The organism is Streptomyces sp. W1SF4 (assembly GCF_003950035.1).
In the GTDB taxonomy this organism is placed as follows: domain Bacteria; phylum Actinomycetota; class Actinomycetes; order Streptomycetales; family Streptomycetaceae; genus Streptomyces; species Streptomyces racemochromogenes.
On sequence record NZ_CP034350.1, the window covers coordinates 65,620 to 86,583 of the forward strand.

Below are 20,964 nucleotides of genomic sequence, written 5' to 3' on the forward strand. Positions count from 1 at the left end.
TGAGGGCCTCGCTCCCGGCGGTGGTGGTCAGGGTGAAGTCGTCCTCGGGCGGGGTGCGCCAGGCGCCGGTGGGCGCCGCCCCGCCGGTGCGGGCGGGGCGGGAGATCCGGGAGATGCTTGCCTCCAACGTGAGCGCGTCCAGGGGGACGCCGGGGTCGAGGGGTTCTGGTCAACCGCGCCGTGGGAGCACAGCGGCCCGTCCTGCGGGCGCGGTGGTGCGGGCGGGGCGGAAGGCGGGTGACCGGCCGCGGCCCATGACCGAGGCCGCCCGGCGGCGCCGCTTCGGGAACATCGCGCCGGGACGGTGTCTGAGCTGCGCCTACGCGGGAAGGGGAGGACCACTGACCCTTCCGCCCAGGGAGTGCGAGGGCCCGCGCGGCCCGCGTACCCGTCGCCCGAGGAGATCTCCTGCCATGAGCACCGCCGCGGCCCTGGCCGCCCCTCGCCGGTCCGCGCGTACGGCCGCCCGCAAGTCCGCCGCCGTCCCGCACTCGGCGCTCGACGCGATGCTGGACGCCGTCTACGAGACGCACCGCCGCTTCCGGCAGGGCGCGTTCGGCGAGGCGTGCCCGACCTGCCACGTCGCGGCGGGCGAGCTGTGCCTGGCGCGGCGCAGCGTGCACGCCGCACGTCGTAAGGCGCACCGCGACCGGCTCGCGCAGACCCACCCAGCCCCCCTCACGAGGCCCGTCGGCGCCCGGCGGACCGTGTCAGCGGCGTCACTGCCGACCGGCCCGGGAGGCATGCTGTGACGGTCTGTCGGCCGTCAACTCCTCGCGTACGTAAGCCGACAGAGGGCACACGGGGTACATGACCGTACCCAAGACGACCGTGCTCGTCCTCGACAGCGCCGAGCCCGAGTTGCTCGCACACTTCTACGCCGACCTGCTCGGCGCCACGGTAGGCCCGGCTCCGGGGGACGGGGACCTCATCCTCGTCACCGGCTCCGAGGGCGTCGTCCTCGGCGTGCGCCGCGATCCCCACCACGCGCCGCCCAGCTGGCCGCTCCCGGAAGGCTCGCACCAGGCGCACCTGAGCATCCTGGTCGCCCCGGAGGCCCTCGACGAGGCCGAACGCGAGGCCGTGTCCCTCGGCGCCCGCCCGGTGGCCGCGGAGGACGACGGCGCCGCGTCCGGCAGCCGGACCACCCTGCGCCGCTACGCCGACCCGGCCGGCCACGGGTTCGTCCTCGAAGCGGTGGCTCGCCAGGGATGACGCCGCTTGAGCGACGTGCGGCGTCGGACCGGGTGGAATGCGGTCCCCTTCCGGCGATGAGTCAGCGCCCGTGTTCCCCGTTGTTGGTGCCTAGCGGTCCGGTGGCGCGCATCTTCGGCGAGGCCAAGCTCCGCTTCGAGCGCGACCATCGCCGGGGGTCTGTGCCCCGAGGACCCGACTCCGAAAGGCGTGGCAGCAGGCCTACGCCGAACTCGCCCAAGCCCCGCCGCGGCCGGCACGACCGTACTGCGGCGCCAGCTTCTCGATCAGTCGGCGCGCGCCTGTGCACCCACCGATGAGCTGCCCCATCGACCCCGCAATCCGCAAGGCCCACGCCCGTCTCTACCGGGCCGTTCGTCCGGTGCCGCCGGGCCACCACGCGCTACTGAGCCGGCGCGAGCCCCTGTGCGCGGCATCCCAGCGAGCTCGGGCGGAGTCACTTCCGCGCAGCTGCGCCCCAACCCGGCGTCGCCCTGGACCAGGTGCCCAGCCACCGCAAGCCCACCGGCATGGCGGCGGCCCCGGCAACGCCGTGGGTGTGGGTGCTGGACGGTCGTACCAGCGCCCGGGAAGCCGCCGTGGACGCGCCGAGGGGTGCGTCCCGCCGACGGACGAAGCGCACCCGGGTCTGGATCGGAGCCCAGGCCGGCCGACGGCCCACGCCGCCCCGGAGCGGCTGCTCGGGTACGGGATGGGCACCGGCTGGCCCTCAGGGGGTGGACGGCGGGGTCAGGGCGTACCGGGCGATGACGTCGGGCAGCCAGTCGGGTTGCCCGAACTGGAGCCCGTACTTGGCGGCGAGCGCGGGTATCGCGTTCTCGGTCGGCGGAGGGCCGTCGGCGAGCATCTCGGCCAGCTCGCGGAAGAAGTGCTCGAAGCCGGCCGGACTGATGATCTCGATCATCCGGGCCGGGACAGGACCGGCGTTCCACATCGCGTGCAGTTCCCCGCGCGGCTTGGTGATGTAACCGCCGGCGCCCAGGACGACCTCGCGGTCTCCGGACCGGAAGCCGATCTCGCCCTCGGTGACGATCGAGTACTCGTCCTCCCGGGTGTGCAGGTGCGGCGGCACCAACGCCCCGATGGGGAAGGGGTGCTCGACGACGGAGACCGAGCCGTTGGTGTCGGCTCCCCAGAGCTTGAAAGCGACCCCGATCGGGCCGAGATCGGCCTCGTTTCCCTCGCCGGGGTGGACGATGGTCAGTGGCGGGCCCAGCGGCTCTGTCATGGTGATCACTCCTCCACCCGATGTGGAGATGTGCCGGCATTCTCCTCAAAAGTCTCCTCCTCGGACCGCAGGGCGGCCACCGGGCCCGCCGGCCGGGCTGTACGGGCTGTACGGGCTGTACGGGCTGTAGGAGCTTCCGCGCAGGTCACTGCGGTGCTGACGGCCGCCACGATCATCGCTGTGACCGGTCCGGTGCGGTGGGGGTCACCGGACGAACTCGCAGCGTTACCGCTCAGGCTCCTGATCGTGCGCCGGGCCCAGGAGCGCCGAACCGCGACGGTTTCGGCAGCCGTGCTGCGGGCAGCCGCCTCAGGGGGTGAGATCGTCTCCGGCCGTGAGCCGGCCGCGACATGGTCGTCCGGCACGCCGACGGAGCAGGACATCGACGCCGTGGTGTCACGGCTGGATCGCCGTACCCACCGGCCGCGTCCTGGCAGCAAGGGAAAGGAGCGCTGATGAGTGAGAAGCAGATGGCGGACGACGCCTACCAGCCCACGGGCACCAACGAGGAACAAGAGGACGCGGCGCCCCTGGACCTCCAGAACGCGGTGGACGAGCGCACCTACGACGACATGCTGGACGAGGGTTACTCCCCTCCGGAGAAGCCGTTGGGCGTCGACAAGTACGGCACGACAGCCGAGGAGCAGCAGGCCGGAGAATCCCTGGACCAAAGGCTGTCCCAGGAGGTACCGGACGTGGCCGAGCTCGGTGGCGACGGCCTGGGGGACCTGCCGGGTGGAGAGGGGGAGCTGATCGATGACGAGGTGGGTGGCGAACGCGCCGGGCGTCTCAGCGCGCCGGACGAGGGCGTCCGTAGCGACACCACCAAGGAGCTGATCGCCCGGGACGAGGGCATCGACGGAGGCGCGGCGAGCGCCGAGGAAGCGGCCATGCACGTCATCGAGGGCGAGGGCCCGGCTGCGGCCACCTGACTCCTTACGCCGGATGGTTCCTGCCCGCCGCTGGTCTGGGGGCGGGCAGGAACCGTGGGGCAGGCGTGTCAGGAAGAGACGGCGGTGATCTGCCAGGCGACCATTCCCGTGGCTCCGGCTGCCGCCGTGATGTCGACCGGCAGGACGTCCGGGGGATCCTGGACGGGCAGGCTCGCCCTCACTCCGTCACACGGGACGGAGTGAGGTGGGGCTTTGTCCCCGAGCGTCAGCTCGACCGTTCCGGTTCCAACGCAGGCCACGGAGACCTTGTAGGTCCTGCCCTTGGCGAGTGCGGAGCGGGCGTGCACCCCGTCGGCTACCCTCTCCAGGCCGGATTCCACGAAGTCCGGGGCATCGGGAGCGACCGTCTCCAGCAGGCCCTGGGCTCGGACGCCCTGGGCCTCCTCGCTTGCCGATCCCGACGGGGTCGGGCCGGCACAGCCGCCTGCGAGGAAGGACCAGCAGGCGAGGGCCACGACCGCGGTCAGTGGCCCGCGCCCGGCTCTCAAGAGCTCGTCTCCCAGTAGTTCCAGCCGACCTCGGAGGTGGGCAGCTTCGCGGTGCCGCTCTTGAGGAGCTTCTTGCCGCACCCGTCGGCGCTGGTCTCGTACTTGGCCCACTTCACGGAGTAGCCCCAGGAGCCGTACTGCAGGTGGCCGTACTTGCCGCTGGTCACGTTCCTGCGGAACTCGTGCCCGACGGTGACCCCGGCCTCCGTGCCGATCTTCGCGTTGATCGAGACCTTGGCCTTCGCGACGATGCCGCTGACCTCGACCTCTCCGCCCACGCTGACTTCACGCAGGACCTTCCCCGACCTCTCCACCCTGACCACCATGGTGCCGCCCGGGCCGTCCTTGAAGGACGTCCCGCCGAACTTGGCGGGCATGTGGATCCCGGTCTTCGAAGGGATCTCGAACCAGGTGCGGCGCGGGTTGTCGCACCGCTGCGCGCCCGACTCCGAGTTGGTGGACGTCTCCGGCAACTGCGCCAGCGAATCGTCTTCCGGGGCGGCGGCCTCCACGGCCTCCACCGCCGGCGGCTGCGACGTCGGGTCGTCCTCGGCCGCCTGGGCCGGGGCCGCCAGGCCGCCGAGGAGGGCCAGGGCAAAGACGGGACCGACGGTCCCGCGCACGGTAAATCGCATAACTCCCCCATAGCAAAAGGTTTATGAGCCGCCATCAGGTCAACGAGGCGGCCCGCTGCGAGGTAGAACCTAACCGCGCCGGCGGCCGAACGGGGGAATCGGAACCTTGTTCTGAGCAAGAATTGAGGAACATCAACTGCGGGCGGGCGGGTGGTGACTGCCGGTTCGAGGCAGGTGCGATGTCCGGCTCGGCCGTCGTACGTCGCGCCGTGCCGACGCCGGTGCCAACGCGGTCTACTCGAGCAGGCGCGCCGCCTGGATCTGCTGGAGGTGGATGATGACGTCGTGCGTCTGCGCCAGCCGGATCTGCGGGGCGTCGGCGAGCCCTGGGTAGGTGGCGCCGATGTTCTTGACGGTGCGGGGTTCGGCGAGCCAGGTGCGGGCCGGTGACGGGGTGTTGCGCAGGTCGACCATGAAATCGCGGTAGCGGACCCGGTCGAGGGTGTGCTCGGCGGTGCCGGGTGCGGCCGGACCGGTGGTGTAGCGGTGGACGTCGCCGTCGTGGCCGAGGGCGTTGAACGCGCCCTGGCCGAAGGTGAGGCCGACGCTGAGGTAGGCGGCGCCCAGCTGCCGGCGGAGGAAGCCGCCTTGGACCGTCGGGTACCTGTCGGGGACGTAGGTCGTGAGGGCGACGTGGCCGTTGTGGGCGGCGAGCAGGATCTTGTCGCCGGTCCGCTGCTGCCACCAGGTGACGTTGTCGGCCATGATCCGGTCCCGGTGGAGCATGGCGTTGGCGATGTCCCGGGGGTCGTCCCAGTCGAAGGCGTAGAGCGTGGTCATCTGGTGGATCGCGGTGGCGTGCTGGAGGGCCCAGGCGTGCGCGTCGGCGTCGGCGTCCGTGCTCGGCCGCTGCCCCAGCAGTTCCACGGCCCGGCCGGTCCGCTTCGCGAGTTCCCTGCGTTCTGCGAGCGGCTTGGCCAGGTAGTCGTTGACGTACGTGTCGGCGGCGGTGGCGGGACGCAGGCCCCGGTACAGCTCGGCGAGCTGGGAGGCGAGTTCGGGGCGGGCCGCGGCCGCGTAGGCGTTCACATTGTCGTACAGCTCGGCGCCGGCGAACCCGCCGTCGTCGCCGACGAAGCGGACCGGGTCCTTCGGGTGCTTGAGGTTGTAGGCGCGCATCCACTGGAGCAGGTCGCGGTACTCGGCGTTGTTCCAGAACCGGTAGGTGCCCTGGAACTCCTCGTCCATGATCTGCTTCAGGTCGCCCTCGCCGCGCAGGAGGTAGGCGTCGAGCCGCAGTCCGGTGCTCCACGGGGCTTCGAGCGCGAAGGCCCTGAAGCCCTTCTCCTCCACCAGGTAGCGGAAGACGCGGTGCTTGACGGTGAGGAACTCGTGCGAGCTGTGGGTGGCCTCGCCCACGCCCACCACCCGGGCGTCGCCGACCATCCGGCCGAACGGGCGGAGGTCGGACAGGCCGCTTCGGGGATCGGTGCCGTGCAGTGGGTGGGCCACCCGGCCGAGGGCTGCCTCGGGTGAGCGGAAGGCGGGGGCGGTGGCCTGCTGCGGGCCGGCAGACGAGGCCGTGCCGACGGGAGCCGAAGCGGTGGCCGGGGTGGGCAGGGGCGCGGCGGAGGCAGCCGGGGCGGCGGCCAGGGTGGCAACGAGCGGGACGAGCAGAATGGCGAGCGATGCCTTGTGCGTGTTCATGGGGCCCACTCTCGCCGCGCGGGTCTGCCGCAGACCATCCGTCCCGCCCCCCATCGGCCCGGGGGCTGGCCTCACCGCCGCTCGGAGGAGGTATGGGACTCCAGTCCCGGTCCTGAAGGCGACGGACCGCCGGGGGCAGCGGGCGCAGCAGAGCGGACGCCGACCCGCGGTGGGCCCGGGAAGTCGGGGGACTGCTTCCCGGGCCGGCGTCGCCGTACCGCGGGGGGGGGAGCGGTAAGCCGACCGTCCCGTCCCGCCATGCTCCGGAGCTGACGGCGTCTTCCTCCGGCAGTTCGGGCGCGGATCGTGGCAGCGACGGTTGCGCCCAACGGGTCAGCGGTCGCGGCGCGCTCCCGTGGCCAGCCGCTCGGGAGCCTGGCTGTCGGCCTCCTGGGTGTGGGCGGGGGCGCCGGTGACGGTGAACGCGATGTCCAGACTGCGGCACATCCGCTGCGTACGAGCCATGGCGCTGAGCGTGGCCGGCCCCGGTTCACCGGCGGGCAGTTCGAGGACGACCTGCTCCGGGTGGTGGGTGGTGACGAGCGCTTCGATCTGGAAGGCCACCGCTGCCCGGTTGGTGATGTCCAGGCCGTGGAGGACCTTCACCGTGAGGGTGCCGCGGTCGAGCGCATGGGTGATCAACATCCACAAGCCTCCAAAGAGCCCGGGCGGGACACGTAAGCCCACCACACCTGCCTCCAGCATGCAGGCGCGCGGCCCGCGCCGCACGTACCACGCAGGCGGCACGCCCAAGGCGGTCCGGGGATCGAGCCGGGCCGCCTCGATGTCGGGCCGAACGGCTGCGTCGCTGATCACGGCCGTGCTCAGCAGGTCAGGAGCCGATGGATGGGGGTCCAGTCCATGTGCTCCTCCTCCGTACCCGGGGGGACGAGGGTGTAGGTGGCCTGCAGCCACGCGATCAGCTGTGCGCGGTCGAGACCGAGCAGGGCGTGATCAGGGTGGGGTCCCAGGCGCAACCACAGCCGGCGGTCGTCGACCGGGTCGGGCCAGCCGATGACGTCGCTGCTGCCGATGAGTGAACGGGTGGCGGCCGCGAGCATGTCGCGTCCCAGGATCCAGGTGATGTCCTGCCGGCAGTGGAAGACGGCTTTCACGCACAACGGGTCGTTCGACCGGTAGGTGAAGGTCACCGGCACCGTGAGCGGCTGGGACAGATGGGGGAGGTACTGGCGGACGAACGTGGACCAGCGGGCGTCGCGGCGGGCCGCGCCGGGGCAAGGGGTGATCTCCACGGGATCCAATCCTGGGGAGGAGCATGGTGGGCGATGCTTCCCGCCTGCCCCGTGCACGCGCTCTGACGCGTGGCTGCCGTGAGCCGATCGGGTGGAACCCCGCCGTTGGCAGCCGCCTGCGGAATGATCAGAGTACGAGATCGGCACCTGCTCGCGGATGTGCCGGTCCACCGGGATCGCCCGCAGGGTCCGCCCCGAGGGCCGTGGGACGCGAGGCGCCCGGCCACCGCGGGAAGGCGCGGCGCGGCCGGGCCGGGTCGGGTCGCGACGATCGAGATGCGCGCGGTCGGCCGGCGCCCGAAGGGTGGCACGTCGTCCGCCTTCACGTCCGGGAGCGGATGCGGGCTCCCGGCCTAGGCACTGTCCGGCGGATCAAGCTTCGGGGTCGAGGGTCCGGAGGTCGTAGAGGTAGGAGCGGTCGTCTTTGAAGCTGCGCCAGACGGTGGCCGGGGGTTCGGGTTCGTCAGCGTGGCTATTGAGGGGATGGGCGGTGACGAGGCCGTCAGCGATCTCGCAGTGCCAGCCGTCGGTCGGCGACCAGACACACCACACGTTCCCGTCCGTTCGGCGGTAGGCAGGGCGGCCGTTGTGCTCGCCGTCGCGTCCGAAGTGGTAGCGGAGCCCGTCTATGTGGCGCACGAAGGTGAAGGATGCAAGTGCCGTCATACCTTCGGCACTGTGGGGGACGACGCTGCTGGCGGCTAAGCAGTTCTGGGCGTAACCAGATGCAGGGCGCATCTCACGGGCGGAGCCAGAGCCGGATTGCGGTGACCGTGACGGTGCCGTGGAAGACGTAGGCCCTCTGGTCGTAGCGGGTGACGACGGCCCGGGAGTTCTTGAGCCGGTTGATCGTGCGCTCGACCTCGTTGCGGCGTTTGTAGATCTCGCTGTCGAAGCCGGTGGGCCGGCCGCCCTTGCTGCCGCGTCGTTCGCGGTTGGCCCGCTGGTCCTTCGGTTCCGGGATGGTGTACTTGATCTGGCGTCTTCGCAGGTAGCAGCGGTTGCGGCGCGAACTGTATGCCTTGTCGCCGCCCAGGTGGTCCGGCCGGGTGCGCGGATGGCCGTCCTGCGGCCGGGGCACCCGGATCCGTTGGAGCACCTCGATCATCTGCGGGGCGTCGCCCCACTGGCCGGACGTGAGCAGGAAGGCCATCGGCCTGCATCCACCTTCGCCCGCGAGGTGGATCTTGCAGGTCAGACCGCCCCGGGACCGGCCGAGTCCTTCGTCGGGGCGGTGGTGCCGGGGCGTTGTCCTTTTTTGGGACACATGGCTTCTACTTCCGGGCGCCGGCCGCGTGCTGATGCGCCCGGCAGGACGTCGAGTCGACGCTGACCATGCTCCAGTCGAGCCGACCAGCGAGGTCGGCGTCCGCCTGGACGGCACACAGGATCCGGTCCCACGTGCCATCCGCCGACCAGCGCCGGTGCCGTTCATAGACGGTCTTCCAGCTGCCGAAACGCTCGGGAAGGTCCCGCCACGGTACGCCCGTCCGGACCCTGAACAAGATCCCGTTGATCACCCTGCGGTGATCGTTCCACCGACCGCCACGCCGTCCCGGCACCGGCAGGTGCGGCTCCAGCCGGACCCACTCCGCATTCGTCAGATCACCCCGCCCCATGCCAACAACAACGAGCCGGCAATCCGACAGTCACATGATCCGCCGGACAGTGCCTAATCGTCTCCGGTGGTGCCCCGGTTCAGGTTCCGGCGCCGGTTCTTCTCGGAGCGACGCACCAGGTCGCCCGCAGCAAGCGTCACCCGTGCCACGACGCGGGCCCACCGGGGCCCGCCGCGCTCCGCCCACACCACACACGCGCACCCGCCGACGGCGAGCGCCACGATACCGAGCAGCACCAGACCAACCATATTCCCCACCTCATGTTTCTTCGTTCGATCACGTTGATCGTCTCAGAGGGCGGCTTGTGCGGTGATGGGGTCTGCGGCATTCGCCCGGGATACTCCCCCCCTGTCCGGAAGCCGGGCGCGTCCTGGCGACGGGGCACCCTCGGTACCGGTCTGTTCGCGGGTCCGCGGATGCCTTGGACGGTTTGATCGTCTTCTCGATCACCGGCTGACCCATCGAGCGAGCGGCCGGGCGAACGGCTGCCCCTTCTTGAGCGGATGGGCGGCCCGGCGGAAGGCCGGAGCATGAGGCCCCGTGTCAGTACCGTGGCGCAGGATGGGGGCATGATCCAGACGCTCCCCCTGGCACTGCCGACCACACTGGTCGACCACCACGCCATCGACCTGACCGCGCTGTACTCGAAGGGCTGGGGTCTGACCTTCGTCGATGCCGCCGGCTCGTCGAACGGTGAGGTGTACACCCTGGCCACCCTCTACCGCCACATGTACCGGGCCGCCGACGACGAACCGGGCCCGAAGAGCGCGGACTTCGGCTACCGGATCATCACGCGGTATTCCGCGGAGGGCGAAGTCCTTGCCAGCGCCCTCTTCCGTACGGGCGGAGCAGAGAAGGGAGACTCGGCCGTGGCGGACGGCGGGGACCTGGGCCTGTGCGTCCTGCCGGACGGGGTTCTGGCCATCACCGCGACCCCGGACAGGACCACCCTCGTCGCACCGGATCTGAGCCTGGTCCTGGCTGTCTACGACTCGAAAGACGGGCGGCCCTACCGGGAGTTCGCGCCCGGGGAGGGTGACCCCTTCGCCGGATCGATCAGCGTCACGCCCTCGGGCCGGCTGTTGTGCACGCTCGCCGAGTACGGCGTGTGGAGGTACGGCAACCTCCTCACCAACCTCGTCGGCATCGCCGACGGCCCCCTGACCGCCGACTCCAAGCCGCCGATCCGCGCCCTCGCGTCCCTCGACCCCGAACCGGCCCACCAGAGCCCCGTCGATCTCCGCCCGCATGCCACGTACCAAGGCTCACCGATCGGGATGACCAATCGGCCCCGGCCCGCACTGACCGAGCTCGCAGCCGGTGAGGACCGCCTGTCCAGGTGGGAGCGCTCGTCTCTCGGCCGCCCGGCGGCTCTCTCCGACAGCCTCTTCGTCGTCCCCTTCTTCGCGGAGACGTTCCGGGGCGGCAGCCGTGGCCAGCCCTTCGTCTTCGCCCTCGTCAACGACCAGGGCGAGATGACCGGGCGCCTCCACGGCCTCCACGAGTGGCGCGACTCGCCTTTCACCGGCTTCAACTTCAGCCTCGTCGCAGACCCGCACCGCAGCCGCGCCTTCCACCTCAATCGCTATGGCCTCTACGCCTGGAACAAGGCCGGAGTCCTCCGCGCCAAGCTGGACACCGAGACCAAGCCGTTCAAGCCGCTGACCCACTTCACCCTCGGCGCCTGCGCCCCCAACGGTGACCTGCTGCTCGTCCACACCAAACAGCACCTCGTCCTGCGCGTCCCCGCGCCCGACGACCTCAGCGCCCTTGGCGACACCGTCGAGGAAGCCCTGCGCACCTACGCCCGGCAGCGAACTGCCCTGAAGAAGCAGTGGGGCCCGGTGAACTGGCACTGGACGCACTCCACACCACTCCACCGGATCTGACCGTCCTCGCAGGGCGTACCCACGCCGTCATCTCACAGGGCCGGCGCGGCCGCCCTCCACGAGTGGATGCAGCACGCCTGTGACGCGGATGCTCCGCCGTGACCGTGAGCGAGTACACCAAGCCGCTGGTGGCGTGCGCCAGTGGCATTGCTGCAACAGTCGGGGCCCCGGCTGCCTGCCGCGGGCAGCCAGCGCCAGCTTCCGGCCCCTTTGTTGCTGTCCTGCAGGGCTCCGCAGTCATGCTGACCGCCTTGTTGAACAGCTCGCTTCCCGCGCCCTCACGAGCGGGAAACACCGGCTGCACGTCCGGCGCGACGAGGAGGGGCGGATAGCCGCTCAGCACTCCCACCGCCAGTGAACACCCCTGTCGCCAGGCAGCACACGCGCCTTCCGGAATTCCGCGCGTTCCATCATTTCCATTTCCCCAGATGCGCATTCTTCATCAAAGGAGTCACCAGCCCTGGGCACCGGCCCTCGCCCCGCAACTCCCCCAATACCGCCACGGTCGGCGCCGGCTCGGCACCGGCCCGATCCTGCTCGACGGCACACATGCCTTTTTTGTTTATTGTTTGGCGGCGCTCCGACAGGGCAGCGGAGGTGCAGGAGCCGTTGATCATGACGGCTCGCGCGGGCATTTGGATTGCGCACTTTAGGTATCGACTAAGGAGTACTGAATGAACAACGAAATGTGGAGCTACGTTCCGACTGCCGGTCACGGCCCGGACGATGATCTCACGGGGTACAGGGTCGAAGCCGCCGACGGGCACATCGGCAAGGTCGGCAAGCATTCCGACGAGGTCGCCGACCAGTACATCGTTGTCGACACCGGCGTATGGATCTTCGGCAAGGACGTCCTGCTGCCCGCCAGCACCGTGACGGCCATCGACAACGAGGAGCGCCGGATCCTGGTCTCGCTCACCAAGGAGCAGATCAAGAACGCGCCGGAGTTCGACAAGGAAAAGCACCTGGGCGACCCCGCCTACCGCGACCAGCTCGGCGGGTACTACGGCGGTTCGGGCCACTGAGCCCGCTCAGAGCCGCACCACCTCGGCAGGATGTGGCCAAGGACGGTGTCCAGTCGCACCCGTTGCGTCGCTGACTCGGTGGTGCCACCGCTGCGGGCGATGTCGATGAAGTGCGGGACCTGGGTGCCTGGCCCGGGAGCGGTGACGGTCAGCGCCGCCGGAACCGGGTGCGCAGCCGCCGCCACAGGCCGCGCGGGCCGCGGTGGCGGGCGGCTTCGCGGAGGGCGACCTCGGCTGACTCCAGGGCGAGCGCCGCCCAGTCCTCTTGCCCGGCCTGCCGGAACAGTCCGGCGGCCTCGAAGTGGGCTGCCGCAGAGCGGGCGAAGTCAGCCGTCCCGGTGTACGCCGTGCCGAGCGCGAACAGCGCGTCGGACGACCACGCGGGGTCGCCGGCGTACCGGCTTTGCCGGAGTGCCTCGTTGAGCACGCTCACGGCACCGGCCGCGTCCGAAAGCGCGAGCCCCGGCGAGCCCGGCCTCCACCACGGCCCGCGCCCCGCTGCCGGGCGCCAGCACGGCCAGCAGCTCCCCGAGCTCCCGCTCCCTGCCGACCAGCGCCACTGGGGCGTCGTCCTGCGCTCGGCCCCGCTGCCCCCACGTCATGTCTCCCACGATGGCACCGGCGGGCCGCCGCGACCATGGAGTGCACGCCGCATCCGCCCGCCTGTCCGCCCCGGTCAGTACCTCAACCCGGTGCACCGGGCGCAGAACCGCTTCGGCCGCCTACGGCGCCTCAGAGCGGCCGCGGTCCGAGTGCTGTCGTAGTCTGCGGCGGTGGATGCCGAAGATCTTGACCGTCAGGCGGGCACGTGGGGTGGTATTTCGCCGCGGCTGGTCGACATGCTCCTGGAGCGGGGCCACCTGGATGTCGTGGTCCAGGCCGCGCTGGAGCGCGGGAAGTGGTTCTGTGCTCGTGCCGCGGTGCGTGAGTTGTGCCGACTGGCGGAGTACGAGCGGGCGCGTGCCGTGATCGAGCCCTTCGCCCGGACGGGTTGGGGGCCGGCGCGGGCGGAGGCCGCCGATGTGTTCCTGGCGACGGGGCAGGTGGAACCGGCCCTGGATCTGGTGCGCCCGGACGAGGCAGAGCCCGTGGAGGCCCGGTGGAGGGAATACGCCCGGATCCTGGCGAGCGCCGGGCGGGTGGACGAGGCCGTTGACGTACTTGCGCCGCGTCTGGACAGCGGGTTGCTGCGGCAGGCCCTGGTCGACGTCACGGCGGGCGCGGGCCGTGACGATCGCGTGCTGGGGCTGCTGACCCCGCTGGTCGAAGCGGCGAGACGGGCCAGGAAGTCCGGGGCGAGGGCTCATCCCGCCGACCGGGCCGTCGAGAGCCTGGCCCAGGTGCTGGAGAGGAGCGGCCGGGCCGAGGAGGCGATCGCCGTCCTGTCCGCGGATATCGCAGCGGGGCACTTCTACGTCCTGAACACCGTGGAGTTCCACGCGCGGCTCCTCGCACGTCACGACCGGGTTGAGGCCCTGCGCGAGCTGGCCGTCGGCGGGCACGGGCGGTCCGCGCTGGAGCCGTACGTCATGGCCCTGGAGCGGCTCGGGCGGGCCGAGGAGGCCGGTGCCTTCCTCGAAGCCGGTGGCCACAGGGCAGCGTTGATGTCCCACCTGGGCAGGCAGGGCCGCCTGGACGATGCGGTGGAGGTGGCGCGGCCGGCTTTCGAGTACCTCGGCGACGGCAACCTTCTGGAGTCGGCCGTTCACCTGCTCGTCGACGCGGGTCGGCCGGATGAGGCGCTGAGGCTGATGGACGAGCGCAGCCCCGCCTTCGCCGAGGAGTACGACTGGTGGTTGCTCACGAACCGGGTGTGGGTGCTGGCGGAAGCAGGCCTGTACGACGAGGCCCTCGCGCACGCCGCCGCCCTGCCGCCGGAGGTCGAGAGCGAGCCGCAGACGACGATCGGCTGGGTGCTGGGCGAGGCCGGCCGCGTACAGGAGGCGGTCGACCTGCTCGGTGCTTCCACGGAGCCGGGGGCGGCGCGCGTGCTCGCGGAGATCCTGATCAGGCACGGTCGTCCCGTCGAAGCCGTCGCCGCGCTCGCTTAGGGCGTCAGGGCGCCGGTGTCGGACCGGTGTCCGGGGACGGGCCCACCGCGGACCACCACGCGAGCAGCCGGTCGGCCATCGCGTCGGTCCGGCGGGCGACGGGGTCCAGCCCGAAGTGGTCCTCCAGCTCATACCAGAGGAACTCACCGATCTCCGCCCGTGTGGTGCCGCGGTGGAGGCGCTGGAACAACGGGACGAGCATGCAGTCGTACTCGTCCGGCGAGAGGTCGGCGACCCCGATCGGATCCCACTCGTTGAGCAGGTACCGCAGGTTGTCGAACAGTACGGCCGACGGAGTCCAGGGAGGCATCGGTCCAGCCTGCCATCCGGGGGCGGCCACCGCCGCCGAATATCGCCGGTCGGGGCCGGTCCCGCGGCCTCGCAGCACCGTCCGTAGCCGGCGCGCCGGCCACTGTCCGGCGTGGCCGTCCATGATCACGGCAGCCCGCGCGTCTGGGGGCGGAAACGGCGGGAGTGCCTCAGGTGAGCCGCGACAGGAGGAAGAGGAGGAGCACCACGCACGCCACTGCGACCGCCACACCGCCGGCACCCGTCTTCCCGGTGGAGGGATGCTTGACGTCCTGTATGCAGATGAGGCCGTGCTTGCCGCTTCCGGCGACTCCGGCCAGGTCGATGCCCTGCTGGGCGGCGAACTCCCGGGCGGCGGGGGTGGCGTAGGCGCCGTGTCTGGCCTTGACGGCGGCGATGACGTCCTGCACCAGGACACGGCCGCCGGCGCCCGTGCCCTTGACGGAGTTCACGTCCACGTCGTGCTCGGCCGCGAGCCGGCGGACCGAAGCGTCGTGGGCCCCGTGTCGCCGCTCGTCGGTCGTCGGCGGGGCCGTTGGTGCCCCCGACCGCCTGCCCTCCGTGGGGCGCGCGGCGGTCCTTCTGGCGCGGCCGAGCATGGCCAGCGCCTGGGGGACGGTGGGGCGATCGGCCGGGTCCCTCGCCAGCAGGCCGATGAGCAGGGGCGTCAGCGGACCGGCGCGTTGCGGGGCACGGGGCGTCTGCGTCAGAGCGGCGGTGAGGTTGTCCGAGGGGAACGGGGGCACGCCTTCCACTGCCTCGTACAGCGTCACGCCCAGCGAGAAGAGGTCGGACCTGCCGTCGTTCGGCGCGCCCTGCCAGCGCTCGGGTGCCATGTAGGCGGGCGACCCGATGACCATGGTGGTGCGGGTGAGCCGGGGATCGGTGTGGGCCACGGCGATGCCGAAGTCCGTGAGCAGGACGTCACCGTTCCCGCCGAGCATCACGTTGGCCGGCTTGACGTCCCGGTGCATGATCCCCGCCTCGTGGGCCGCGCCCAGCGCACTCAGGAGTGCCCCGGCGACGTCGAGGGTCCGCCGCAGCGTCAGCGGGCCGTTGGCCCTCAGCTCGTCCGCGAGCGACCCGCCGTCCACCAGCTGCATAACGATCCATGGAGCGTCGTCGACCTCGACCACGTCGTGGACGGTGATGATGTGCGGGTGGTCCCGTAAGCGCGCCGCGTTGCGGGACTCGCGGGCCGCCCGGGCCAGGAGTTCCGCGCGCGCCTCGTCGGGGACCGAGCGGAGGCGCACCATCTTGATCGCCACGTCCACATCCAGCACCGGGTCGTGGGCCTCCCAGACCTCACCGAAACCCCCGGCTCCCAGCGGGCGGATCAGCCGGTAACGCCCGCCGATCACCGTCCCCGGATGTGCCCCCCATGCCATCGCTCCCCCGTTCGGACACGCGTCGCATGCCCCTTGGCGTTCCTGCCCGGAGTTCGGGCAGGAACAGGATAGGAATGCGGACGTCGTAGCGGTAGGTACCCGGCGGTGGCCGCGCCGCACGCCTACAGGTCGCGGCTGCCCGCCCGGGGGCAGGCGGGGGCGGCTTCGGTCGCGGGGCCGTGGGTGGTGGTGCGGGCGAGGACGGTGTCCAGCCGGCGGACGGCGTTCTCCGCGTCGGTGAACTCCTCCAGCGTGGGGACGATGGTGCCCAGCGCGTGCTCCTGGTCGGCCGTCAGGGCGCGCCAGTGCAGGACCGGCGACAGGGCGGCAGCGGCGCGTCCGAGGAACCAGGCGAGCTGTCCGTGGGTGTGGGCGGTGCCGACGGCCAGGACCGCGAGGGCCTCGCGCAGGTACTCGAGGCGTTCGATGCCGGGCAGTGCCTCCTGGACTGCTGCGGCGCCCACGAACGTCCCGAGGCGCGTGGCGGTGGCGCGGGCCAGGGCCGTGTCGTCTTCGGACAGCTCCCACTGGCCGGCGTTGGTCTGCCGCTCGATCTGCGCGGTGAGTGCGGCTACCTGCGCTCCTATGCCCACGTCTGCCGGTACGGCATCGGGCGCGGGAGCTGGTCCGCCCGCCCGCCGCGGGTTCCGTCCTGCGGGCACTGCCCGTCCCGGCGTGCGGGGCTTGGTGGGAGGCATGGGCGGGACCGCGGGCAGAACGTCGAAGACGGCACGGGTACCGGTGAGGTCGAGGAGGCGGGTGGCCTGGGGGCTGAGGGCCGCGAGGGCGAAGGAGACGCCGGCCTCGGCAGCAGCGCGTCGGACCCTCAGAAGCTGGTGGAGGCCGGCGCACCCGCAGAACCACAGGCCGGAGCAGTCGACCGTGAGGGCCTGCGGAACGGGCGGTTCGCGGAGGGCGGCGTTCAAGGCTCGGGCGAGGGCAGGCTCGGTGTCGATGTCGGCCTCGCCCACCACGGCCAGGATCCGTGTCCCCGCAGGACCTGCCAGCCGGTGGGTACTCAGCCCCGGCATCACCGCATCGGGCGCGAGGGTCTCCGCTTCGTGCGCAGGGTTCACGGAAGGGCTGGGTTCCATGGTGCGCGTCCTGTCGGTCGGAGCCCTCCGCCACCCCAGGGGTGGAAGTGCGCAGCCGGGCGGCCGCACGTCGAGGAGGTCCGTACCGGAAGCGCCCTCTCCGAAGAGGACGCGGCAGCGCGGGAGTCGTCAACGGCTCCCTCTCAACCTACCCCCGAAAGGAACACCTGACCCCCAGCGACGGCGTGTGCGATCGTGGGTTGGGGTCTGCTTCATAATCCAGCGGTGGACATATCCGACGAGGGACAGCCGCTCGATCCCGTCTGGCTCGAGATCGACAACAACGTGTGTGGTGGCCTGGCGGGGGCCTCGAGTGCATCGCTGGTCGCCGAGTTGTTCATCGGGGCCGGCTGGCGGTCCACATCAGGCTCCTCGTGGGAGTCGTACGAGCTCGAGACCAGCTGGTGCCGCATCGAGGTCGACCCGGCCGACGGGGACACGCTCCTGAACGGAGTCGTCGACCCTCTGCGGTTCGAGGATCTGGCGGTGCTGCTGAACCGGTTCGGTCTGCGGTTCAGTCTTGAGCTCTATGGCGATGACGGGGAACTGCTGCGCGAGATCGAAGGTGGAACTCCGTCGGCACCTCATGACGCAGCTCCGCGGCCTTTCAGCCGGTTGCTCGGTCCGCTCGCGCTCTGGTCGCGGCGAGGCGGGTGACGCCGTGAAGTCGCGCGTGGGGCGAGGCCCACCGGGGGGGGGACGCTGGCGGAATCCACGCTTCGGGTGCAGGCTGAGTGCCCCGGGGAGGAGGGTGCGTGCTCGTCGTCAACGCCGTCTCGGCGGCCGGGGCGTGGCTGCTGTTGCTGATCGCCGCCGTGCTGCGCCTTCGCCCGGGCCGCGGGCAGCTGGACCGGCGGCTCTCCCCCGTCGAGGTCGGCCTGCTGCGCGGCGGTGCGCGGGGGGCGGCCCAGTGCGGGCTGGTCGAGCTGTACCTGGCCGGTTCCGTCGAGGCCGGATGGCGGCGGACCGTGGAGCCCGGCAAGGCCCGGCTTCCGCACGGCTGCTCCCAGGTGGCCCGCGCCCAGTTCAGCGTGCTGTACAAACCGCTCCACCCGCGCCGCCTCCAGGACACGGAACGGGTGCGGCGGGCCGTCCGCGGGGTGTCGCAAGAGCTGGAGCGGGCGGGGCTGGTGGTGTCCCGCAGGCGGGCGCGGGCCGTACGGAGCCTCCTGCTGCCGGTCTTCGCGGCCGCGCCGCTGGCCGCCGCGGCGGGCGGGCAGGACGCGGCGGTGTGGGTGGGGCTCGGGCTCCTCGCCGACGTGGGGGCGGTGGCGTTGTGGGTACGGCCCCGCCGCACCCTGGCCGGTGCGGCACTGCTCGCCCGGCTGCGCCTCGACCACGCGGGAGTCCGCACGGCGACCCGGAGCCGGCCGGACGAACTCCTGCTGAGCGTCGCCCTGTTCGGCGCCCCGGCCCTCCGCGCCCAGCTCCCCCGGTTCACGCAGGAGAGCGGCCTGCTGACCCGCCCGCCGGGAACGCCGATGGACCGGGGCGGTGGGGGCTCGGGCGAGGCGTTCGCCAGCTGCGGGGGTTAGGAGCGTCGGTCAGTGTTCGTCGTCCGGTCGGTCCAGGCGGTCTCGAAGTACCTGACGCGTTCGTCTTGCCCGGCGGCCCGCATGCCGGCTGCCGTCATGACGTGCTGGGACGCGAGGTTGTCGTGGTCGGCGTCTCCCTTCACGCAGGTGATGCCGCCTGCCCGCGCGAACAGCAGCAGGCCGCGGAGGGCTTCGGAGGCGTATCCCCTGCCTCGCGCCGACGGGATGAGGCCGTAACCTATCGTGAGGCTGCCGTTCTCGTCCGCAGGCCCGTGGAAGCCCAGGCCGCCGATCGCCAGGCCGTCCTCGCGGCGACGGATCTCATAGTTGCCGAACGGCTGGGGATCACCGGTGTTCGCGCAAGTGCCCAGGAAGCGCCTGGCGGCGAACACGTCGCCGTCGGTGGGGTATCCGGGCGCCCATCGGGCACTGCCGTCCGACTCGCCCGCCACCACCCGCTCTGCCTCGCTGACGGTCATCGGGTGGAGCACGAGCCGCGCTGTCACGAGATCGCCCATGGCGGGAAGGAGTATCACGCGGGGCGACCAGACCACCAGACTCGCCCGACACGGCGCACGAGGGCCGCAGTAGTACGCGCGGCTGTGACGGACACCCCCGCCGGGGCGCGGGCGGGGGTCAGCCTTCCGGGTGTCCGTCGTAGACGCGGATCTTGTACTCGGTGGTCTCCAGCGCCAGGCCGAGCTCACGGATCTGCCGCGTGATCCGCTCCCGCTGCTCGAGCATGATGCGGCGGCGTTCCGGAATGGTGCTCGGGCCCTGCTCGACGAGCTGGATGTAGCGCTTGAGGTCGGACATGGTCATACCGGACAGGCGCATCCGCGTGAGGAAGACGAGGCGGCGCAGGTCGAACGCGGAGTACTCGCGGTACCCGGAGGCGTTGCGCGCGGGCCGCACGAGTCCCTCCTGCTCGTAGTACCGCAGGGTGTGCGTCGACAGGCCGACGAGCCGGGCGGCCTCGGCAACGCTTGTGGGCATCGCCGAGGCCTCGGGCGTGGCGTCGTCGAGCAGCTCGTGCAGCGCGTCGATCGCCGACGAGGAGGACGCGTCGCTGGCAGCGAGAATGCGTTCGATCAGGGCTTCAGTGGCCATGGCCCACAGCGTACGGCGATCAGAACGCGCGTACGGCGGGCGGCATGCCCGGGAAGTCCGCCGACTCGCTCACCGCCGCCCACTTCTCGACGTCCTCGAGCGCACCACGGTAGACGCGGGTGAGGTTGCGAACCGCCTCGGCACCGAGCGGGAGCCGGAGCGGCGCGTCAGGGGTGCCCAGCACGTCGCGGATCACCTGGGCGGCGCGTACCGGGTCGCCCTCCTGGATGCCGTGGGCCTCGGCCATGTTCGCGCGCACGGCACCGGTGGCCTCGTCGTAGACTGCGCTCTGCTGGGCCGTGTTGAGGACGTCGGCGGCGTTGAACGCGGTGCGGAAGCGACTGGGCTCGACGATCAGGACGCGGATGCCGAACGGTGCGACCTCGCCCGCGAGCGCCTCCGACCAGCCCTCGAGCGCGAACTTGCCGGCCGAGTAGCTGCCGACGGCGGGGAACGACATCCGCCCGCCCTGGCTGCTCATCTGCACGATCGCGCCCGAGCGACGCTCCCGCAGGTGGGGCAGCACGGCACGCACGTAGGCGGCCGGGCCGAACAGGTGCTGCTCGAGCATGGCGCGCAGCTCGGCGTCCGTGATCTCCTCGGCGGCGCCGACCTGCCCGGTGCCGGCGTTGTTGACGAGCACGTCGACGCGCCCGAACACCTCCAGCCCCCGTTGCACGACCGCGGCCGCTCCCGCCGTGTCGCGCACATCGTGCTCGACGGCGAGGAACCGGGCCCCGTACCGCGCCTTGAGCCCGTCGAACCGGTCGGCCCGTCGTGCGGTCCCGACCACGTGCTCGCCGGCCTCGAGTGCCGCCTCGGCAAGGGCCAGGCCGAGGCCGGAACTCGCGCCCGTGATGATCCATGTCTTGGTGTCGTTCGTCGTGGTCATGCCCCGACGCTAAAGCTTCGAGCGCGCTCGAAGGCAAGCGCATGGCCGTGGCCATCGTGGTCGCGCCGACGCCGCTCCCCGTCGCCGTCGACCATTGCGCACGCAGCGAGGCCGAGCCGGACATTCGGCTGCAGGCGTTCCTTCAGGCCACCGCCGGCCGGGGACCGGATCGGCGGGGCGTCAGCGGCTTGATCGGGCGCTCTAGGGGCGGGCGTCCATGCGGTGGATGAGTCTGCCGTCGGGGCCGAAGACGTCGATGAAGTAGCCCTTCTTGAAGGACAGCCCCTCCTTCGTCGTCAGGTGGGTGGTGACCGAGGTGTTCTGCCGACGGAAGATCGCGTCCGCATCATCCGCGTTGCGGGTCCGGATGACCAGCCGGGGTATGCCTTCCGGTCCGTCCTCGACCTGGATCCCGTACACGTCCGGGTCTCCGCCGGCCGCCCGGTAGCGATCGGCCAGGGCCGCGGCGTCCTGGGGAGCGGCCGCCGCCGTGGACGTCGGTCCGGGCATGACCGGCTTCCGTGGTTCCTCCGTGCAGCCCACCAGCAGCGCGGCTGCCGCCACCGCCGTCAGTGCCGCGCGGGTACCCCGTCGTAGTGTGTGCCCCATTGCCAACTCCCCTGATCGGTAAGG

24 protein-coding genes and 1 pseudogene are annotated in these 20,964 nt (G+C 71.6%); 8 read left to right on the top strand and 17 right to left on the bottom strand.

The genetic code is table 11. The features are described 5' to 3' along the window. Window positions 1–413: 413 nt before the first annotated feature. Both D1J60_RS00360 and D1J60_RS00365 read left to right on the top strand, forming a co-directional pair. Window positions 414–752, top strand: coding sequence for a hypothetical protein (locus D1J60_RS00360; protein WP_125819633.1), 339 nt, complete (start codon window positions 414–416; stop codon window positions 750–752). A 58-nt stretch (window positions 753–810) separates the two neighbouring features. Next, on the top strand, window positions 811–1,215 hold the full coding sequence (locus D1J60_RS00365; protein WP_125819634.1) for a VOC family protein: 405 nt from the start codon (window positions 811–813) through the stop codon (window positions 1,213–1,215). Between the two features lie 709 nt (window positions 1,216–1,924). On the opposite strand, the gene D1J60_RS00370 is transcribed toward D1J60_RS00365, so the two are convergent. Continuing rightward, window positions 1,925–2,443: a cupin domain-containing protein gene (locus D1J60_RS00370; protein ID WP_206436456.1), complete on the bottom strand. Its 519-nt coding sequence runs from the start codon at window positions 2,441–2,443 to the stop codon at window positions 1,925–1,927. Window positions 2,444–2,898: 455 nt separating this feature from the next. On the opposite strand from D1J60_RS00370, the gene D1J60_RS00375 reads away from it, so the two are divergent. Further along, window positions 2,899–3,375, top strand: a complete 477-nt coding sequence (locus D1J60_RS00375; protein ID WP_125819635.1) for a DUF5709 domain-containing protein — start codon at window positions 2,899–2,901, stop codon at window positions 3,373–3,375. Between the two features lie 68 nt (window positions 3,376–3,443). On the opposite strand, the gene D1J60_RS00380 is transcribed toward D1J60_RS00375, so the two are convergent. The 8 genes and pseudogenes from D1J60_RS00380 to D1J60_RS00415 form a co-directional block, all read right to left on the bottom strand. Further along, window positions 3,444–3,884 (bottom strand): hypothetical protein, encoded by a 441-nt coding sequence (locus D1J60_RS00380; RefSeq protein ID WP_241253074.1) that lies wholly within the window; start codon window positions 3,882–3,884, stop codon window positions 3,444–3,446. Beyond that, complete coding sequence (locus D1J60_RS00385; protein WP_241253075.1) at window positions 3,881–4,507, bottom strand: hypothetical protein; 627 nt, start codon at window positions 4,505–4,507, stop codon at window positions 3,881–3,883. Before D1J60_RS00385 ends, D1J60_RS00380 begins: the two co-directional genes overlap by 4 nt. A 246-nt stretch (window positions 4,508–4,753) precedes the next feature. Beyond that, entirely contained in the window at window positions 4,754–6,166 is a 1,413-nt protein-coding gene (locus tag D1J60_RS00390) for an erythromycin esterase family protein (protein ID WP_125819637.1), read from the bottom strand. Between the two features lie 333 nt (window positions 6,167–6,499). Continuing rightward, window positions 6,500–6,811: a hypothetical protein gene (locus D1J60_RS00395; protein WP_125819638.1), complete on the bottom strand. Its 312-nt coding sequence runs from the start codon at window positions 6,809–6,811 to the stop codon at window positions 6,500–6,502. A 179-nt stretch (window positions 6,812–6,990) separates the two neighbouring features. Further along, a complete protein-coding gene (locus tag D1J60_RS00400; protein ID WP_164720793.1) occupies window positions 6,991–7,419 on the bottom strand; it encodes an SsgA family sporulation/cell division regulator in 429 nt (142 codons plus the stop codon). A 372-nt stretch (window positions 7,420–7,791) separates the two neighbouring features. Beyond that, window positions 7,792–8,085: a hypothetical protein gene (locus D1J60_RS00405; RefSeq protein ID WP_125819640.1), complete on the bottom strand. Its 294-nt coding sequence runs from the start codon at window positions 8,083–8,085 to the stop codon at window positions 7,792–7,794. Window positions 8,086–8,158: 73 nt separating this feature from the next. Continuing rightward, window positions 8,159–9,038, bottom strand: a pseudogene (locus D1J60_RS00410) (IS5 family transposase). 53 nt (window positions 9,039–9,091) lie between these two features. Beyond that, a complete protein-coding gene (locus D1J60_RS00415) occupies window positions 9,092–9,286 on the bottom strand; it encodes a hypothetical protein (protein WP_125819641.1) in 195 nt (64 codons plus the stop codon). 321 nt (window positions 9,287–9,607) lie between these two features. On the opposite strand from D1J60_RS00415, the gene D1J60_RS00420 reads away from it, so the two are divergent. Together D1J60_RS00420 and D1J60_RS00430 are read left to right on the top strand one after the other, a co-directional pair. Beyond that, window positions 9,608–10,927 (top strand): hypothetical protein, encoded by a 1,320-nt coding sequence (locus tag D1J60_RS00420; RefSeq protein ID WP_125819642.1) that lies wholly within the window; start codon window positions 9,608–9,610, stop codon window positions 10,925–10,927. A 674-nt stretch (window positions 10,928–11,601) separates the two neighbouring features. Then, window positions 11,602–11,952, top strand: coding sequence for a PRC-barrel domain-containing protein (locus D1J60_RS00430; protein WP_125819644.1), 351 nt, complete (start codon window positions 11,602–11,604; stop codon window positions 11,950–11,952). 148 nt (window positions 11,953–12,100) lie between these two features. Here the strand turns inward: D1J60_RS00430 and D1J60_RS00440 are convergent, their stop codons facing one another. After that, window positions 12,101–12,385 carry a hypothetical protein gene (locus D1J60_RS00440; RefSeq protein ID WP_164720794.1) on the bottom strand — a complete coding sequence of 95 codons (285 nt, stop codon included), beginning with the start codon at window positions 12,383–12,385 and terminating at the stop codon, window positions 12,101–12,103. Between the two features lie 340 nt (window positions 12,386–12,725). Here D1J60_RS00440 and D1J60_RS00445 point away from each other — a divergent pair, with 340 nt between their 5' ends. Beyond that, a complete protein-coding gene (locus D1J60_RS00445; protein ID WP_125819647.1) occupies window positions 12,726–14,003 on the top strand; it encodes a hypothetical protein in 1,278 nt (425 codons plus the stop codon). Between the two features lie 4 nt (window positions 14,004–14,007). Here the strand turns inward: D1J60_RS00445 and D1J60_RS00450 are convergent, their stop codons facing one another. From D1J60_RS00450 to D1J60_RS00460, 3 genes are all read right to left on the bottom strand, one after another. After that, window positions 14,008–14,313, bottom strand: coding sequence for a hypothetical protein (locus D1J60_RS00450; RefSeq protein WP_125819648.1), 306 nt, complete (start codon window positions 14,311–14,313; stop codon window positions 14,008–14,010). 169 nt (window positions 14,314–14,482) lie between these two features. Continuing rightward, window positions 14,483–15,700 carry a protein kinase gene (locus tag D1J60_RS00455; protein WP_125819649.1) on the bottom strand — a complete coding sequence of 406 codons (1,218 nt, stop codon included), beginning with the start codon at window positions 15,698–15,700 and terminating at the stop codon, window positions 14,483–14,485. A 122-nt stretch (window positions 15,701–15,822) separates the two neighbouring features. Further along, the gene (locus tag D1J60_RS00460; RefSeq protein WP_164720795.1) at window positions 15,823–16,776 is read right to left on the bottom strand and encodes an STAS domain-containing protein; all 954 of its coding nucleotides are present in this window, start codon (window positions 16,774–16,776) and stop codon (window positions 15,823–15,825) included. Window positions 16,777–17,019: 243 nt separating this feature from the next. Here D1J60_RS00460 and D1J60_RS00465 point away from each other — a divergent pair, with 243 nt between their 5' ends. Both D1J60_RS00465 and D1J60_RS00470 read left to right on the top strand, forming a co-directional pair. After that, the gene (locus tag D1J60_RS00465; protein ID WP_125819651.1) at window positions 17,020–17,451 is read left to right on the top strand and encodes a hypothetical protein; all 432 of its coding nucleotides are present in this window, start codon (window positions 17,020–17,022) and stop codon (window positions 17,449–17,451) included. Between the two features lie 98 nt (window positions 17,452–17,549). After that, the gene (locus D1J60_RS00470; RefSeq protein WP_164720796.1) at window positions 17,550–18,329 is read left to right on the top strand and encodes a TIGR04222 domain-containing membrane protein; all 780 of its coding nucleotides are present in this window, start codon (window positions 17,550–17,552) and stop codon (window positions 18,327–18,329) included. Here D1J60_RS00470 and D1J60_RS00475 read toward each other — a convergent pair. From D1J60_RS00475 to D1J60_RS00490, 4 genes are all read right to left on the bottom strand, one after another. Continuing rightward, complete coding sequence (locus tag D1J60_RS00475; protein WP_125819653.1) at window positions 18,326–18,847, bottom strand: GNAT family N-acetyltransferase; 522 nt, start codon at window positions 18,845–18,847, stop codon at window positions 18,326–18,328. The two genes, D1J60_RS00470 and D1J60_RS00475, sit on opposite strands and share 4 nt — an antisense overlap. A gap of 118 nt (window positions 18,848–18,965) precedes the next feature. After that, window positions 18,966–19,439 (bottom strand): MerR family transcriptional regulator, encoded by a 474-nt coding sequence (locus D1J60_RS00480; RefSeq protein ID WP_125819654.1) that lies wholly within the window; start codon window positions 19,437–19,439, stop codon window positions 18,966–18,968. A gap of 19 nt (window positions 19,440–19,458) precedes the next feature. After that, complete coding sequence (locus D1J60_RS00485) at window positions 19,459–20,331, bottom strand: SDR family NAD(P)-dependent oxidoreductase (protein ID WP_125819655.1); 873 nt, start codon at window positions 20,329–20,331, stop codon at window positions 19,459–19,461. Window positions 20,332–20,532: 201 nt separating this feature from the next. Then, the gene (locus D1J60_RS00490) at window positions 20,533–20,841 is read right to left on the bottom strand and encodes a hypothetical protein (RefSeq protein WP_125819656.1); all 309 of its coding nucleotides are present in this window, start codon (window positions 20,839–20,841) and stop codon (window positions 20,533–20,535) included. Between the last annotated feature and the right edge of the window lie 123 nt (window positions 20,842–20,964).